General features: G+C 66.1%; 17 protein-coding genes. All 17 read right to left on the bottom strand.

From position 1 onward, the window contains the following. Positions 1–94 precede the first annotated feature (94 nt). The 17 genes from SAZ01S_RS19440 to secY all read right to left on the bottom strand — a co-directional run bounded on the left by SAZ01S_RS19440 (position 95) and on the right by secY (position 15,363). Positions 95–1,942: an amidohydrolase gene (locus tag SAZ01S_RS19440; protein ID WP_084583915.1), complete on the bottom strand. Its 1,848-nt coding sequence runs from the start codon at positions 1,940–1,942 to the stop codon at positions 95–97. A gap of 150 nt (positions 1,943–2,092) precedes the next feature. After that, positions 2,093–2,341, bottom strand: coding sequence for a DUF1427 family protein (locus tag SAZ01S_RS19435; protein WP_084583914.1), 249 nt, complete (start codon positions 2,339–2,341; stop codon positions 2,093–2,095). A 27-nt stretch (positions 2,342–2,368) separates the two neighbouring features. Beyond that, entirely contained in the window at positions 2,369–3,208 is an 840-nt protein-coding gene (locus tag SAZ01S_RS19430) for an alpha/beta fold hydrolase (RefSeq protein WP_084583913.1), read from the bottom strand. A gap of 89 nt (positions 3,209–3,297) precedes the next feature. Then, positions 3,298–3,954, bottom strand: a complete 657-nt coding sequence (locus tag SAZ01S_RS19425; RefSeq protein ID WP_084583912.1) for a hydrolase — start codon at positions 3,952–3,954, stop codon at positions 3,298–3,300. A 347-nt stretch (positions 3,955–4,301) separates the two neighbouring features. Next, positions 4,302–4,964, bottom strand: a complete 663-nt coding sequence (locus tag SAZ01S_RS19420; protein WP_084583911.1) for a response regulator — start codon at positions 4,962–4,964, stop codon at positions 4,302–4,304. A 50-nt stretch (positions 4,965–5,014) separates the two neighbouring features. Next, positions 5,015–5,614 (bottom strand): M17 family peptidase N-terminal domain-containing protein, encoded by a 600-nt coding sequence (locus SAZ01S_RS19415; protein ID WP_245825028.1) that lies wholly within the window; start codon positions 5,612–5,614, stop codon positions 5,015–5,017. Positions 5,615–5,738: 124 nt separating this feature from the next. Continuing rightward, complete coding sequence (locus tag SAZ01S_RS19410; protein ID WP_084583909.1) at positions 5,739–6,299, bottom strand: helix-turn-helix domain-containing protein; 561 nt, start codon at positions 6,297–6,299, stop codon at positions 5,739–5,741. Between the two features lie 113 nt (positions 6,300–6,412). Further along, positions 6,413–6,907, bottom strand: coding sequence for a vgr related protein (locus tag SAZ01S_RS19405; RefSeq protein ID WP_084583908.1), 495 nt, complete (start codon positions 6,905–6,907; stop codon positions 6,413–6,415). A 16-nt stretch (positions 6,908–6,923) separates the two neighbouring features. Then, positions 6,924–9,065: a prolyl oligopeptidase family serine peptidase gene (locus tag SAZ01S_RS19400; protein WP_084583907.1), complete on the bottom strand. Its 2,142-nt coding sequence runs from the start codon at positions 9,063–9,065 to the stop codon at positions 6,924–6,926. A gap of 50 nt (positions 9,066–9,115) precedes the next feature. Further along, positions 9,116–9,244 carry a hypothetical protein gene (locus SAZ01S_RS24615; RefSeq protein WP_281252168.1) on the bottom strand — a complete coding sequence of 43 codons (129 nt, stop codon included), beginning with the start codon at positions 9,242–9,244 and terminating at the stop codon, positions 9,116–9,118. Between the two features lie 389 nt (positions 9,245–9,633). Then, a complete protein-coding gene (gene rplQ, locus SAZ01S_RS19395; protein WP_084583906.1) occupies positions 9,634–10,056 on the bottom strand; it encodes a 50S ribosomal protein L17 in 423 nt (140 codons plus the stop codon). Between the two features lie 261 nt (positions 10,057–10,317). After that, positions 10,318–11,385: a DNA-directed RNA polymerase subunit alpha gene (locus SAZ01S_RS19390; RefSeq protein ID WP_084583905.1), complete on the bottom strand. Its 1,068-nt coding sequence runs from the start codon at positions 11,383–11,385 to the stop codon at positions 10,318–10,320. A 99-nt stretch (positions 11,386–11,484) separates the two neighbouring features. Further along, the gene (gene rpsK, locus SAZ01S_RS19385; RefSeq protein ID WP_019368402.1) at positions 11,485–11,874 is read right to left on the bottom strand and encodes a 30S ribosomal protein S11; all 390 of its coding nucleotides are present in this window, start codon (positions 11,872–11,874) and stop codon (positions 11,485–11,487) included. Between the two features lie 79 nt (positions 11,875–11,953). Next, on the bottom strand, positions 11,954–12,322 hold the full coding sequence (rpsM, locus tag SAZ01S_RS19380) for a 30S ribosomal protein S13 (protein WP_010545744.1): 369 nt from the start codon (positions 12,320–12,322) through the stop codon (positions 11,954–11,956). Between the two features lie 428 nt (positions 12,323–12,750). After that, the gene (locus tag SAZ01S_RS19375; protein ID WP_139810155.1) at positions 12,751–13,215 is read right to left on the bottom strand and encodes a WapI family immunity protein; all 465 of its coding nucleotides are present in this window, start codon (positions 13,213–13,215) and stop codon (positions 12,751–12,753) included. A 101-nt stretch (positions 13,216–13,316) separates the two neighbouring features. Then, a complete protein-coding gene (locus SAZ01S_RS19370; protein ID WP_084583903.1) occupies positions 13,317–13,970 on the bottom strand; it encodes an adenylate kinase in 654 nt (217 codons plus the stop codon). A 28-nt stretch (positions 13,971–13,998) separates the two neighbouring features. Next, on the bottom strand, positions 13,999–15,363 hold the full coding sequence (secY, locus tag SAZ01S_RS19365) for a preprotein translocase subunit SecY (protein WP_084583902.1): 1,365 nt from the start codon (positions 15,361–15,363) through the stop codon (positions 13,999–14,001). Positions 15,364–15,553 lie beyond the last annotated feature (190 nt).

Raw genomic sequence — 15,553 nt, 5'->3', positions numbered from 1 at the left:
ACGACGTGGAAGAAGTGCTGAGGCGGCGCAGCCCCTCCCCTAGCCCCTCCCGCAAGCGGGAGGGGAACGCAGGCGGATGGGGCAGAACCCGGCATCACACCGCCCAGCAGCCGCAGCCGAGCGCACCCCAGAAGCTCTGGACGTCGGCGGCCGGCACACTGGCACCCAGCGCGGCGGCATGGTCGTGGCCATGGACCGAGCAGCTGCCGTGGCAGGCGCAAGCGGAGGCGAGCTGGGCGCGGGACTCGGGCGATTGGTGGTAGCCGCCAAAGGTCGCGACCGGCGACCAGTCCGGCATCGGCCGCGGCAGCGCGGGGGCGAGCGGGGCATAGTCGCCGTCGCCATGCACCACCTGCCCGCCGAGCAGCGTCAGTACCGAGCGGATATGGACGATCTGGTCCTCGGGCACCGAGAAATAGTCGGCCGAGAGCACCGCCAGATCGGCGAGCTGGCCGGCCTTGATCTGGCCCTTCTTGCCCACCTCGTTCGAGAACCAGGTGTTCTCGTGCGTCCACATCGCCAGCGCCTTTTCGCGGCTGACGCGGTTGGCGCCCGGATAGAGCTTGAGCCCGCCGACGGTGCGGCCGGTCACCAGCCAGCTGAGCGACACCCAGGGATTGTAGCTCGCCACGCGCGTCGCATCGGTGCCCGCACCCACCGGCAGGCCGGCGGCAAGCATCTTGGCGATCGGCGGGGTGCGCTCGGCGGCCTTGGCGCCGTAGCGCTCGACGAAATACTCGCCTTGATAGGCCATGCGGTGCTGCACCGCGATGCCGCCGCCCAGCGCCGCGATGCGATCGATGTTGCGGTCGCTGATCGTCTCGGCATGGTCGAAGAACCAGTGGATGCCGGTCAGCGGAATGTCGCGGTGGACCTTCTCGTACACGTCGAGCGCGCGGCCGATCGTCTCGTCATAGGTGGCGTGGAGCCGCCACGGCCAGCGATGCTCGGCGAGCAGGCGGATCACCGGCTCGAGATCGCCTTCCATGTTCGGCGGCATGTCCGGCCGGGCGACGCGGAAATCCTCGAAGTCGGCGGCCGAATAGACCAGCATCTCGCCCGCGCCATTGTGGCGATAATTGTCGTCGCCCTGCCCCGGCGTCACCTGCTTCACCCAGCCGGCGAAATCGGCCAGCTCTTCCTTGGGCTTCTGGGTGAACAGGTTGTAGCTGATCCGCACGGTCAGCTGGCCGTCGGCATGGAGCTTCTCGATGATCGCATAATCATCGGGATAATTCTGGAAGCCGCCGCCCGCGTCGATCACGCCGGTGACGCCCAGCCCGTTCACTTCGCGCATGAAGTGGCGGGTGGAATTGAGTTGATACTCCTCCGGCAGCTTGGGACCCTTGGCGAGCGTCGAATAAAGGATCGTCGCATTGGGCTGGGCAAGGAGCAGGCCGGTGGGGTTGCCCGCGGCGTCGCGGACGATCTCGCCGCCCGGCGGGTTCGGCGTGTCCTTGGTATAGCCCACCACCCGCAGCGCCGCCGCATTCAGCAGCGCGCGATCATAGAGGTGGAGGATGAAGACGGGCGTATCGGGGGCGACGGCATTGAGCTCGTCGATCGTCGGCAGCCGCTTCTCGGCGAACTGGTGCTCGGTAAAGCCGCCGACCACGCGCACCCATTGCGGCGCTGGCGTGTTGTCGACTTGGCGCTTGAGCATCGCCATGGCGTCGGCCAGCGTCGGCACGCCGTCCCAGCGCAGCTCCATGTTATAATTCAGGCCGCCGCGGATGATGTGCATGTGGCTGTCGATCAGCCCGGGGATCACCCGGCGGCGATGCGCGTCGATCACCTGCGCTTGCGGGCCGGCGGCGGCGCGGACCTCCGTCTCGCTGCCGACCGCGAGGAACTTGCCGTCGCGGATCGCGATCGCCTCGGCCACCGGGTTTTCCCGGTCGAGCGTCGTCACCTGGGCGTTGACGAGGATCAGGTCGGCCATCGAATTTTCCTTCGTTCGGGTTCTTTTTCTTAAAGCCCCTCCCCTTCAGGGGAGGGGTTGGGGTGGGGCATGATCTGTAAGCGAGGGGCTGGCGGATCCGTCATGCCCCACCCCCAACCCCTCCCCTGAAGGGGAGGGGCTTAGATGGGCTCACGCCTGGTCGTCGGGCTTCTTCACCGGCACGCCGAGGATCTGCTCGGCGCAGTCAGTGCGGATGTACGCGACGACGTCGTGGCCGGCGAACAGCCGCTTGGCGATCGGCACCGCCTGCTCGCCGAGCAGCATGCCGAGCAGGCCGATCAGCGCGATCGTCGGCGGCGCCGGCGACTTCACGCCGAGGAGGCTGTAGATGACGCCGACCAGCAGACCGACGGCGAGCGAGATCAGATAGGGCTTCATCGCGTTTCCTCCTCGGCGCGTGATCGATCAGCCGCGCACGAAGGCGAGGATGTCGGCGTTCAGCACGTCGGCATGGGTGGTGAGCAGGCCGTGCGGCAGGCCCGGATAGATCTTCACGGTCGGGTTCGGCAGCAGCTTGGCCTGCAGCTCGGCGCCCTGCTTGTACGGCACGACCTGGTCGTCGTCGCCGGCGAGCACCAGCGTCGGCACCGTCATCGCCTTCAGGTCGGCGGTCTGGTCGGTTTCGGAGAAGGCCTTGATGCCCTCATAATGGGCCTTGGCGCTGCCCATCATGCCCTGGCGCCACCAATTGTCGATCACGCCCGGATAGACCTTCGCGCCTTCGCGGTTGAAGCCGTAGAAGGGGCCGGCGGCGACATCGCGGAAGAACTGCGCGCGGTTGTCCGCGGTGCCCTTGCGGAAGCCGTCGAACACTTCGAGCGGCAGGCCGTTCGGATAGGCTTCGGTCTTCGCCATGATCGGCGGCACGGCCGCGACCAGCACCGCCTTGGCGACGCGGCCCTGCGGGATGCCGTACTTGGCGACATAGCGGGCGACTTCGCCGCCGCCGGTCGAATGGCCGATATGCACGGCGTTGCGCAGGTTCAGATGCTCGGCGACGGCGGCTGCGTCGGCAGCATAATGATCCATGTCGTGGCCGTCGCTGACCTGCTCGGAACGGCCATGGCCGCGGCGGTCATGCGCGACGACGCGGAAGCCGTGCTGGAGGAAGAACAGCAGCTGCGCGTCCCAATCGTCCGACGAGAGCGGCCAGCCATGGTGGAACATGATCGGCTGGGCGTCCTTGGGGCCCCAATCCTTGAAGAAGATCGAGACGCCGTCCTTGGTGGTCACGGTGGAGGTCATGGGAGCATTCCTTGTCGTTGGGGGGCAGGAAACAGGGGTGGGCCCGGCGGCGCTAGAGAGGGCGCGCGCGCCGCCGGGCCCGGGGCAACTCAATGGCCTTCGGAAGCGCCGAACATCGTCTTGGCGTAAATGACGCCGAGGCCGTAGGCGCCGCCCCACTGCTTCGCGATGCCGGTGGTCGAGTCGTAGGTCTCGGCGCGCGCCCAGTCGCGCTGAAGCTCGAGCAGATACTGGAGCGAGGTCATCGGCACGGCACCGAGCTGGACCATCCGCTCGACGGCACGCTCATGCGCTTCGGTGGAGACGTCGCCGCAGGCATCGGTGATCACATAGGCCTCGAAGCCCTGGTCGATCGCCGAGGCTACGGGTCCGACGATGCAGACGCTGGTCCACAGGCCGGCGAACACGATGCGCGGCTTGGCGATGCGGTTGATCTCCTCGATCACGGCCGCGTCTTCCCAGGTGTTCATCGAGGTGCGGTCGAGCAGCTTCTGGCCCGGGAAGGGATCGGTCACTTCGCTGAACATCGGGCCGGAGAAGCTCTTCTCGGCGACGGTGGTGAGGATCGTCGGCACGTTGAACGACGCAGCGGCGCGGCTGACCAGCCCGGCATTGTTGCGCAGCATGATCGCGTCGATCGACTTGGTGGCAAATGCCATCTGCGACTGGAAGTCGATCATCACGAGCGCGTGGTTGGTCGGCGAAATCAGCGACTTGCCGGGCGTTGCGGTAGCGGTGAGAGTCATCGGGCGGCTCCTTGTTCTGCCGGGGTCCGGCGTTGATGGGGACAGAATAGCCGTCGCAAATTTTCCGAAAACTCGGATAAATTTAAGCGTTACGTTCTATTCTCTCGAACGTTCAGCAGCCCCGGTACCGCGCCTCCCCCCTGGAGACGCCGGACGGCGGGGGCCGCCTGTCGACGAGCCCTAGGCCCCGGGAGGGCCCGAATATTGGACGCGATTGATGCATTCCCGGCGCGCTCTGCGCCGGAATACTGGTACGGCGCGCGCTTCGTCGCGTTCGCCGGAAAACGCCCGTCACTTCGATGGAAAAGACTGGCGGCGCAGACACCTGGGTCGCGCCGCCGCATCGCTTACAACTCGATCAGCCCACGCTTGGCGGCGATCGTCACGGCGTGCGTCCGGTCGCTCGCGCCGAGCTTGGCGAACAGCGCCTTCATATGCCCCTTCACCGTCTCTTCGGAGAGATCGAGCCGGGTGGCGATCTGCTTGTTCGAATTGCCCCAGGCAGCCAGAGTGAGCACCGAGACTTCGCGTTCGGTCAGGTCGTCGTCGAGCACGTGCAGCGCGATCGCGGTCGCAACGCTTGCGTCGAGATGCTTGCCGCCGTGATGGACCGATCGGATGGCCTCGAGCAGCTGGTTGCGCAGGCTCGCCTTGAGCAGATAGCCCATCGCACCGGCGCGCAGCGCCTTGATGGCGCGACCGTCGCCGGAATAGGTGGTCAGCACCAGGATCCGCGCATGGGGCGCGTCGGCGCGGATGGCGCGGATCGCGTCGAGGCCGGACATGTCGGCCATCTGCAGGTCCATCAGCACCAGATCGGGCTGAAGCCGCGCATATTCCTCGATCGCCTCGGCGCCGCCGCTCGCCTCCCCGACGATTTCCATGTCGTCCTGGGTGGATACGACGGCGCGCACGCCTTCGCGCAGCAGCATATGGTCGTCGGCCAGCAGGATCCGGATGGGCGCCGTGCCCGGTGCCTGTGGCCGTCCGCTGGAAACCCTGGTCAACATCGTAGGCCCGCCAAACTCCCGGTGAGAAGCGGAGCATAGCAGCTTATGTGTCAGCGCGCACCCATCGCTCGGGGCCATGCCGCGAGCGCATTGCGCAGCGCCGCCGTGGTGCGAACGGCAGCGCCATTGCGAATGTCGAAGGTCCATTGCATCGCCGCCATCTGCCCGACCTGCGCATCGATCGCCGCGAGCGCACCGCGCATCATTGCGGCGGCGCTTGGCGCGATCAGCGAATCCGGCACCTCGAATTCCGACCAGCCGAGCAGGCACCCGACCGAGGCGGCACCGATCCGCAGCGCGGCGCGCATCGCCAGGCCAGTGAGATTGCCCACTGCCTCCGGATTGCCGCTGAGCGACGCGCCCATGCCGATCAGCATCAGCGTCGCCGCGCGGATCGGCGAAGGCGGCCGGGTCAGCATCATAGTCTCGCCGAACCCGCCACTGAAGATCCCGCCCTCGCGCAGGCGGGACAGCGTGCCGTGCAGTGCGTCGTCCACCGCATCGGCGCCGCCGCGGGGGCCGCCTGCGACGTCACGCTCCAGCATGCCGACGACCAGCAGGTCGTCCTCCGCCTTGAGGACATCGATCTGCGCCACCGCGAAGGAGACGCCGCGCCATGCGCCGATCGAGCGCGAATGCTCCATACTCATGCCCCGCGCGCTGCTCCCTGCCACCCGGATCCGCGGCACCGGGCCGGAACCGTGCCGCCGTTTCCCTTCGCCTGTCCTGCGCGAAGCGATCTGATCTTGAACAATCCTGCGGAAAAAAGGCCCGTCAGCCGCCCTGCTGCCAGGCGCGGCGCCAGGCGAGCGGCGTGGTGCCGACCAGCCGGCGGAACAGCCGGGTGAGATGCGCCTGGTCGCTCAGGCCACAGGCGCAGGCGATCTGCGACAGCGTATCGCGCGTGTCCCGCATCAGCAGCTGGGCGCGGCGAATGCGCTGCCGGACGATATAGGCGTGCGGCGTCTCGCCGGTGCTGGCCTTGAACGCGCGGCAGAAATGGCCGGTGCTCAGTTGCGCCACCTCGGCCAGGGTCGAGGTGAAGATCGGCGCCTGGAGATGCGCCTCGACATGCTCGGCCACCCGCCGCAGCTGCCAGCCGGCGAGTCCGCCCTTGGCGACGCCCTTGCTGTGGGTCGGGCCGTCGGGCAGCAGATCCGCCGGCTCGGCCGCGCCCGGCGCGACCAGCAGGTACGACAGCTGCTCGAGATAGCGCCGCGCGAGCGGCGGATCCTCGTCGAGCGATCGCATCGCGCCCGCGAGCAGCGCCGACAATTCGGGTGCGGTGCCCGGATGCGAAGACGCTGCAGAGTCGATCAATGCCTGGTGGTACATGGTTCCATCCCGTCTTGCCGGGATGGACTGTCGCGCAGCCGGGGCAGCGACGGAATCGAACCTCCGCACCGCACGGCCCAGCTTTGATTTGGGCCGACTATACCAAGGTTTACCTAGGCCGCTGGCGGCGCGCTGGCGGTGCCAAACGGGAGGATGGTCTCCAGGCTGGCGAGCGGCGGTGCGCCGGGGACGATGGCGCCCCGGCGAAGCAGGAAGACGTGGCGGACGATTTCCGCCTGCTGCTCGATGCCGTAGCGCTCCAGCGTCCAGCCGGGCCGGACCGCATAATGATAGCGGCAGAAGGGATGCCGCCGCAGCACGAGATTGAGCCCGCGCTGGTGCTGCCAGACATGCACCATCTCGTGGATGAAATGTGCCTGCAGCCCCAGCCCCGCGCCGGCGAAGCAGGGCTGATAGGCGTCGCTCGCGGGATGGAAATGCAGATGGCCGCGCGGTGCCATCGTCACGTTCCGCGGCTGGAAGGGGAACCATTTCCGCCGGAACACGCGCACCGGATCGAGGTCGATCGCCGCGCCGAACATGCCGCGGGCCAGCGCACGCTCGGCTGCGGTGAGGGGGCGGCCCTGTCGCGACTCCGTATCGGACATGGCCGCCCTCCCCGACTTACTTGACCGTCAGCCCCGTCCACTTGGCCGCGAACGCCCAGGTGTCGGCGGTTTCCTCGATCACCTTGTCGGTCGGCTTGCCCGAGCCATGGCCGGCGCGGGTCTCGATGCGGATCAGGTGCGGCTTGTCGCCGATCTGCGCATGCTGCAGGGCGGCGGTGTACTTGAAGCTGTGCCCCGGCACCACGCGGTCATCGGTATCCGCCGTGCTCACCAGGATCGCCGGATATTCCACGCCGCTCTTGATGTTGTGATAGGGCGAATAGGCGTAGAGCCGCTTGAAGTCCGCTTCCTTCGACGGATAGCCATAATCGTCGACCCAGTAACGGCCGGCGGTGAACCGGTCGAAGCGAGTCATGTCCATCACGCCCACCGCCGGCAGCGCCGCGCCGAACAGGTCCGGGCGCTGGTTGGTCACCGCGCCGACCAGCAGGCCGCCATTCGATCCGCCCTGAATCGCCAGCTGGCCCTTGCCGGTGATGCCCTGCTGGATCAGGAACTCGCCCGCCGCGATGAAATCGTCGAACACATTCTGCTTGTTGGCGAGGCGGCCGCCATCATGCCACGCCTTGCCGTACTCGCCGCCGCCGCGGATGTTCGCGACGACATAGACGCCGCCCTGCTCCAGCCAGGCGAGGCGGCCCGCCGAGAAGCCCGGCGTGATCGGGATGTTGAACCCGCCATAGCCGTAGAGGATCGTCGGCGCCGGGCCGGTCACGCTCTTCTTGCGGACGATGAACATCGGCACCCTGGTGCCGTCCTTCGAGGCGTAGAAGCGCTGCTCGACGGCATAGTCCTGCGGGTCGAACGCGACCTTGGGCTGCGCCCAGGGCTCGGCCTTGCCGGTCTTCACATCGTAGCGGAAGATCGTCGTCGGATAGTTGAAGCTGGTAAAGGCGAAGAAGGTTTCGCCCTCGTGCGGATGCCCGCCAAAGCCGCTCGCCGTACCGATGCCCGGCAGCGCGACCTTGCCGTCGGCCTTGCCGTCCAGCGTGTAGCGGCGCACCTCGGTGGCGGCATCGACCATATAGCTGAGGATCAGCCGGTCGCCGACGATCGACTGGCCGGCCAGCGTCTCCTTCTGCTCCGGCACCACCTCGTGCGGGGTCAGCGCCGGATCGGCGAGATCGATGGTGACGATGCGCTGGCGCGGCGCGCCGTCGTCGGTCGCGAACCAGAACTTCGTCCCGACATTGCCGATCGGCGCCCAGTCATGCTCGAGCTTGCCGATCACCGTCTTCGCCTTCCAGGCGGGATCCTTCAGGTCGACGATGTGGACGAGGTTCTTGTTGTCGGTCCCCTCGCTGGTCGTGATCACCAGATAGCGGCCATCGTCGGTGATGCCCGCCGAATGGCTCTGCTTGGGCGCCGAGGGCGTCTCATAGACCAGCCGGTCGGCGCTCTGCTGGGTGCCGAGCTTGTGGAAGTAGATGCGGTGGTTCTCGTTGAGCGCCTGGAACTTGGCGTCCGCGGGCGGCTCCGGATAGCGCGAGTAGAAGAAGCCACTGCCGTCCTTCGCCCAGGCCACGCCCATGGTGAACTTGGCCCAGCTCACCGTATCGCCGGTGTCCTTGCCGGTGGCGACGTCGAGCACCTTGATCGTGCGCCAGTCGGTGCCGCCATCCTGGATCGAATAGGCGAGCAGCTTGCCGTCCTCGCTCGGCAGCCATTCGGCGAGCGCGGTGGCGCCGTCCTTCGACCAGCCATTGGGATCGATCAGGACGCGGCCCTGGCCGTTCAGGCCATCGCGGACGAACAGCACCGCCTGGTTCTGCAGCCCGCTATTATGCGGGTAGAAATAATGGCCACCCTTCTGCTCGGGCACGCCGAAGCGCTCGTAATCGAACAGCTGCTTGATCCGCGCCTTGAACGCGTCGCGGCCGGGAAGCGTCGCGAGATACGCGTCGGTGACCTTGTTCTCCGCCTCGACCCAGGCGGCGACCTCCTTGTCGTGGCGCACATCGTTTTCGAGCCAGCGATACGGATCGGCGACCTTCACCCCGAACTGTTCATCCACCACGTCGACGCGGCGGGTGTCGGGATAGGCGAACTTGGTCATCGGCGCGGTCGTCTCCGGCTTGGTGGTCTGGGCAAAGGCGGGGCTGGCGAAGAGTAACGGCAGGATCAATGCACGGCGCATTCAAGGGCTCCCTCAGAATGCGCCCACCCTAGGCAGCCCCGCCGCCGGCCTCAAGCCAGACCGGTCAAGCCGATCGCCCAGGCAAAGGCGGCGAGCGGCGACAGCGCCAGCAGCGCGGTGATCCACGCACCGACATCGAGCGGCGCACTGCGGCGCACCCGTTTGGACTTGCGAGACATGGTAGTTCTCCAGCGCTGCCAGGCGGGGCAGCGCACCCTTGTTTGTTCGGGCGCGGAGATGGGGTGGCGCGGCGGAATTGCCAGCGAAACGAATCTTCGTGGGGAGGAAGGAAAACTGGGGGCGTCCCGTCCTCCTCCCGATGCGTAGACGGCCAAACTAGGTTGTCATCCCCGCGAAGGCGGGGATCCATTGCCGCTGATGCCGCGGTTCTTTCCCCAAGCGAATAGGCAAATGGATTCCCGCCTTCGCGGGAATGACGAACGCTTTGCGGGAATGCTGCCCTTCGATCTCAAGCGCCGTCATTCTCACGCCAATGCGCGAAGGACAAGAAAAAGGGCGGCCGCTGCTGCGACCGCCCTTCCCTTGTTCGATCCGAACGAAGCGCCGATCAGGCGGCTTCGTCGAAATCCTCGTCCGAGATCACCGGACCCGAATCCTGGCCCTTGGCCGAGACGTCGCGATCGACGAACTCGATGATCGCCATCGGCGAGGCGTCCGAGGCGCGGATGCCGGCCTTGATGATGCGGGTGTAGCCGCCGTTGCGATCGGCGTAACGCGCGGCCAGCACGTCGAACAGCTTCACCAACTGGGCGTCGTCCAGCAGGCGGGCGTGCGCCAGACGCCGGTTCGACAGGCCACCCTTCTTGGCGAGGGTGATCAGCTTCTCGACGTAGGGACGCAGTTCCTTCGCCTTGGCGACGGTGGTGGTGATCTGCTCGTGCTTGATCAGCGCGGCCGACATGTTGCGGAACAGAGCCGCGCGATGGGCCGAGGTACGCTGCAGCTTACGACCGCCATAACGATGACGCATGGTATCTTCCTTTCGTTCGTCAGGGGGCCGTTTGACGGTACCCCCAGCCAGGCAGCACTCGAGGCGGCTGCCCTTTGCCTAAAATCCTCCCCGAGCTCGTCTCGGGGAGGGGGACCACCGCCAACGGCGGTGGTGGAGGGGCCGGCCGAAGGCCGGTGCAGTGTCTGGAGGAAGCCGATCGCCGCTTGCCGCGGCGCCCCTCCACCATTCGCTGCGCGAATGCTCCCCCTCCCCCGGCACCGCCGGGGGAGGAATGGACCATCAGCCCATGATCTCCTGTTCAAGCTTCTTGGCCATTTCCTCGATGTTCTCGGGCGGCCAGCCCGGGATTTCCATGCCCAGGCGCAGGCCCATGCTGGAGAGGACTTCCTTGATCTCGTTGAGCGACTTGCGGCCGAAATTCGGCGTGCGCAGCATCTCGGCTTCGGTCTTCTGGACCAGATCGCCGATATAGATGATGTTGTCGTTCTTGAGGCAGTTGGCCGAGCGGACCGAAAGCTCGAGCTCGTCGACCTTCTTGAGCAGATAGCGGTTGATCTGCGCGGCATCGCCCGCGCCACCTTCCGCCGGTGCCGCTGCCGGCGCCATGCCGACCGGGGCTGCCCGGGTGATCGACGAATCGTCGAAGTGCACGAACAGCGCCAGCTGGTCCTGGAGAATGCGCGCGGCATAGGCCAGCGCATCGTCCGGGGTCACCGTGCCGTCGGTCTCGACGGTCAGCGTGAGCTTGTCATAATCGAGCTCCTGGCCGACGCGGGTGTTCTCGACCTTGTACGAGACCTGACGGACCGGGCTGAACAGCGCATCGACCGGGATCAGACCGATCGGCGCATCGGCCGGGCGGTTCGCGGTAGCGGGCACATAGCCCTTACCTACGTCCGCGGTCAGTTCCATGTTCAGGGTCGCGCCGTCGTCGAGGTGGCAGATCACCAGCTCGGGGTTCATCACTTCGATGTCGCCCGAAACCGCGATGTCGCCCGCCTTCACTTCCGCCGGGCCGGTGGCCGACAGCTGGAGACGCTTCGGGCCTTCGCCCTGCATCTTGAGCGCGATCTGCTTCACGTTGAGGACGATGTCGGTCACGTCCTCGCGCACGCCGGCGAGCGACGAGAATTCGTGCAGCACGTTCTCGATCTTGATCGAGGTGACTGCCGCGCCCTGCAGCGACGACAGCAGCACGCGACGCAGCGCGTTGCCGAGGGTGAGGCCGAAGCCCCGCTCCAGCGGCTCAGCGACGAACGTCGACTTCCGCTTGGGATCGCCACCGGGCTTCTTCTCGAGGCCGTTGGGCTTCTTGAGTTCCTGCCAGTTCTTAGCGTTGACCGACACGGGCTTTCCTCATGTTGGGCAGGGAAGAGGCATTCCCCGCCAGGTATTTACTGCAAGACCGCGGACCCGCCTCAGGGCCCGCGGTGCAAGCAGGACGTATCAGACGCGACGGCGCTTCGAGGGACGCACACCGTTGTGCGGGATCGCCGTCACGTCCCGGATCGAGGTGATCTGGAAGCCGACCGCCTGCAACGCGCGGAGCGCCGACTCGCGGCCCGAACCCGGACCCTTGACTTCGACCTCGAGGGTGCGAACGCCGTGCTCGGCGGCCTTGCGGCCGGCGTCCTCGGCGGCGACCTGGGCGGCGTACGGGGTCGACTTGCGCGAGCCCTTGAAGCCCATCATGCCGGCCGACGACCAGCTGATCGCGTTGCCCTGCGCGTCGGTGATGGTGATCATGGTGTTGTTGAAGCTGGCGTTCACATGCGCGACGCCGGCGGTGATGTTCTTGCGTTCGCGACGGCGAATACGCTGCGGTTCACGTGCCATTTGGAATTTCCTGACCTAGAAGCTTGGTGCCTGGAGGCGCGGGGCCTCGGGGGAAGAAGTGCGCGCTGGGAAGCGCTGCTTACTTCTTCTTGCCGGCGATCGGCTTGGCCTTGCCCTTGCGGGTGCGCGCATTGGTGTGCGTGCGCTGGCCGCGGACCGGCAGGCCCTTGCGGTGACGCAGGCCGCGATAGCAGGCCAGGTCCATCAGGCGCTTGATGTTCATCGCCACCTGGCGACGAAGATCACCTTCCACGGTGTAGCCGGCGTCGATCGCTTCGCGGATCTGCAGCACTTCCTGGTCGCTGAGGTCCTGCACGCGGCGCTCCGGCGCGATGCCGAGCTGGGTGGTCAGTTCCTTGGCCTTTGCGGGGCCGATGCCGTGGATATACTGCAGCGCGATAACGACGCGCTTGTTGGTCGGGATGTTAACACCCGCAATACGTGCCATGAAATATATTCTCCCAGCTCCACGAGGCACTGCATGGCAGCGGCGCCCCATCTCGTAGCGTTGCCTTCCGAAATGCAGCGGCACGACGCACGCAAGGAGCGCCGCCGTAATCTACTGTTCCGGAAGTTGGGCGAGATACGGGTCCGCAGGCGAACTGTCAAGCGCCGCGGAGCCGGAAAATGCTGAACCCTCCTTATATAGCAAGGTTCCCGGCAGGCCAAGCGCGGCGAGGGGGTGCGGGGCGAAGCGCGTCCCGTTTCGGATAGGGGGACGCTGATACCAAGTCGCAAGGATAAGAACGCATGCCCTCCCTCATATCGTCACCCCGGCGAAAGCCGGGGTCCATTGGGGCCTCGCTATCGGCTTTTGCTGCAACCGAGTGGCGAATGGATCCCGGCTTTCGCCGGGATGACGGTGGTTTGTGGTGGTTAGCGGTCGTTCGGCGCTCGGATCGGAAACCGCGAAAGTATGCTTCGGAGGCAGGTCGCGGTCGTCGAAAGCGCGTCGTTGATCGGCACCTCGAAGCCGATGTCGCCAAGATCGCTGTCCGGCTTTGCCCAATGCGGCAAGGCCTCCAACCAAAACGAGATCCTCACTGCCTCGTCCGAGATGCGTTCGAACTCGAGATGAGGTTCAGTGAACCCACAAATCGGTTGTGCTGCTTGGCCGGCAACTACGCGATCGAGCCAGTCAGCAAGATGCTCAACCTCGAACGTGGTGAGGCACGGCTCTCGAAAAGACCACGACCTTCCGTCGAGATCAGCTTCGCCTGACACAATAAGCCAGTTCGAGTCCCATTCGTCATCTACGATGTCTGGGAACTGATAGCGCTCGACCCCGATCCGCAACGAACCGTTGGTCCCTTCGAAAGCTGCTATATGCTCGTCGTCCACCACAACTTGGTAGCTATGCGTCTCGATGTCCGCAACTGAGGCGGAAGCGGCCCAAGCCCCTTCAGAATCAAAAAAGGGCGGGGTCTCCCCCGCCCTTTCCGTTATCCCTGCCCGTCGAGCACCGCGGCAATCTGCCGCGTCACTTCGTCGATATCGGCCATGCCGTCGACTCGCCGGACCAGCCCCTTCTCCTCGTAGAAGGGCAGGATCGGCGCCGTCTTGGCGCGATATTCCGCCATGCGGGTGCGCACTGTCTCGGCATTGTCGTCGGGCCGGCGCTTGAACTCGGTCGAGCCGCACACGTCGCACACGCCGTCCACCTTGGGCAGCTTGTACTTGTCGTGATAGCCCTCGCCGCACTTGGCGCAGGTGAAGCGGCCCTCGACGCGGTCGACCAGCGCCTCTTCGTTGACCAGCAGCTCGATCACATAATCGAGCTTGCGGCCCCGCTCGGAGAGCAGCGCGTCGAGCGATTCGGCCTGCGCATAGGTGCGCGGATAGCCGTCGAAGATCGCGCCCTTTGCGGTATCGGCCATGTCGAGCCGCTCGCCGATGATGCCCGAGACGATGTCGTCGGAGACGAGCTCGCCCGCCTCCATTACTGCCTTGGCCTTCAGGCCCGTGGGCGTTCCCGCCTTCACCGCGGCGCGCAGCATGTCGCCGGTGGACAGCTGCACCATGCCGCGCTCGGTTTCGAGACGCTTTGCCTGGGTGCCCTTACCGGCCCCCGGCGGACCCAACAGGATGATATTCAACAGGTACCTCCCCTAACGCCGCCGCGCCTCAGCGGGCGCGGCCGCCCTTGAGCTTCGCCTTCTTGATCAAGTCGCCATACTGGTGGGCCAGCAGGTGCGACTGGATCTGCGTCACCGTATCCATGGTTACGTTGACGACGATGAGAAGGCTAGTGCCGCCCATCAGGAACGGGATGCTCATCGCGGAGAACGCCCATTCCGGGACCAGGCAGATGATGGTCAGATAGGCTGCACCGATCACGGTGATGCGGGTCAGCACATAGTCGAAATACAGCTCGGTGTTCTTGCCCGGACGGATGCCCGGGATGAACCCGCCATAGCGCTTCAGATTGTCCGCGGTCTCCTCCGGGTTGAAGACCACCGCGGTGTAGAAGAACGAGAAGAAGATGATGCCCGCGGCGTACAGCGACATGTAGATCGGCGAGCCGTGGCGCAGCCAGATGTTGAGGTTCGCGATCAGGTCGCCCCACCAGCTGTCGCCGCTCGTCGCCTGCCCGGCGAACTGGGTGATGGTCAGCGGCAGCAGCAGCAGCGACGAGGCGAAGATCGGCGGGATCACGCCGGCGGTGTTGAGCTTGAGCGGCAGGTGGCTGCGCTCGGCCTGGACGCCGCGCGCGGTCTGGCGCTTCGGATACTGGATCAGGATGCGGCGCTGGGCGCGCTCCATGAAGCAGATGAACAGCACGAGCAGCGCGACGCCGACGATCACGAAGATCAGGCGCAGCGGATCGATCGAGCCCGAGCGGCCGCTCTCGAACAGCTGCACGAGCGTGACGGGCAGGCGGGCGACGATGCCGGCCATGATGATCAGCGAGATGCCGTTGCCGATGCCGCGGCTGGTGATCTGCTCACCGATCCACATCAGGAACATCGTGCCGCCGACGAGGCTGACCACGGCGGTGAGGGTGAAGGCCAGGCCCGGCTCGACCACCGGGCTCAGGCCCTTGGCGGCGCCGGCGGCCTCGAGGCCCTGCACCAGGAAATAGCCCTGCACGCAGGTGAGCAGCACGGTGCCGTAGCGGGTATACTGGTTCAGCCGCTTGCGGCCGCTCTCGCCTTCCTTCTTGATCGCGTTGAGCTGCGGCGACAGCGAGGTCGCCAGCTGCACGACGATCGACGCGGTGATGTAGGGCATCACGCCCATCGCCACGATCGACATGCGCGACAGCGCGCCGCCGGTGAAGTTGTTGAAGAAGTCGAGCACGCCGCCCTGGGTCTGCTGCGCGAGCAGGCCAAGCGCGGTCGGGTCGATGCCCGGCAGCGGCACATAGCTCAGCATGCGGAAGACGATCAGCGCGCCGAGGGTGAACCACAGGCGCTTCTTGAGGTCGGTGGCCTTGCTGAACTTCGCCAGATTGATGCTGGAGGCCAGCTGGTCGGCTGCGGATGCCATTTCGTATCTTCGTCCCGGATAAGTGACGGGCGCTCCCCCGCCCTGCGGAGTCGCATATAGGGGTTGTGCGCGGCTTGTCTAATGGCTGCGGGCGCCGAAAGAAACCGGCACCTGCCCCGACCTTCGCCCAAACCCGAGTCATTCCGGCGAAAGCCGGAATCCATTGGGGTCATCGGCGCGGCGCCCGCCA

It is taken from the genome of Sphingomonas azotifigens NBRC 15497, assembly GCF_002091475.1.
Lineage (GTDB): Bacteria > Pseudomonadota > Alphaproteobacteria > Sphingomonadales > Sphingomonadaceae > Sphingomonas > Sphingomonas azotifigens.
This window is presented reverse-complemented; position numbering and strand designations above follow the sequence as displayed.

Excerpts from the sequence above, each read along its gene's own strand:
- rplQ (WP_084583906.1), bottom strand. The coding sequence starts at position 10,056 with ATGCGTCATCGTTATGGCGGTCGTAAGCTGCAGCGTACCTCGGCCCAT.
- SAZ01S_RS19420 (WP_084583911.1), bottom strand. The coding sequence starts at position 4,964 with ATGTTGACCAGGGTTTCCAGCGGACGGCCACAGGCACCGGGCACGGCG.
- SAZ01S_RS19430 (WP_084583913.1), bottom strand. The coding sequence starts at position 3,208 with ATGACCTCCACCGTGACCACCAAGGACGGCGTCTCGATCTTCTTCAAG.
- SAZ01S_RS19435 (WP_084583914.1), bottom strand. The coding sequence starts at position 2,341 with ATGAAGCCCTATCTGATCTCGCTCGCCGTCGGTCTGCTGGTCGGCGTC.
- SAZ01S_RS24615 (WP_281252168.1), bottom strand. The coding sequence starts at position 9,244 with ATGTCTCGCAAGTCCAAACGGGTGCGCCGCAGTGCGCCGCTCGATGTC.
- SAZ01S_RS19425 (WP_084583912.1), bottom strand. The coding sequence starts at position 3,954 with ATGACTCTCACCGCTACCGCAACGCCCGGCAAGTCGCTGATTTCGCCG.
- SAZ01S_RS19400 (WP_084583907.1), bottom strand. The coding sequence starts at position 9,065 with ATGCGCCGTGCATTGATCCTGCCGTTACTCTTCGCCAGCCCCGCCTTT.
- SAZ01S_RS19405 (WP_084583908.1), bottom strand. The coding sequence starts at position 6,907 with ATGTCCGATACGGAGTCGCGACAGGGCCGCCCCCTCACCGCAGCCGAG.
- SAZ01S_RS19415 (WP_245825028.1), bottom strand. The coding sequence starts at position 5,614 with ATGAGTATGGAGCATTCGCGCTCGATCGGCGCATGGCGCGGCGTCTCC.
- rpsK (WP_019368402.1), bottom strand. The coding sequence starts at position 11,874 with ATGGCACGTGAACCGCAGCGTATTCGCCGTCGCGAACGCAAGAACATC.
- secY (WP_084583902.1), bottom strand. The coding sequence starts at position 15,363 with ATGGCATCCGCAGCCGACCAGCTGGCCTCCAGCATCAATCTGGCGAAG.
- SAZ01S_RS19440 (WP_084583915.1), bottom strand. The coding sequence starts at position 1,942 with ATGGCCGACCTGATCCTCGTCAACGCCCAGGTGACGACGCTCGACCGG.
- SAZ01S_RS19410 (WP_084583909.1), bottom strand. The coding sequence starts at position 6,299 with ATGTACCACCAGGCATTGATCGACTCTGCAGCGTCTTCGCATCCGGGC.
- rpsM (WP_010545744.1), bottom strand. The coding sequence starts at position 12,322 with ATGGCACGTATTGCGGGTGTTAACATCCCGACCAACAAGCGCGTCGTT.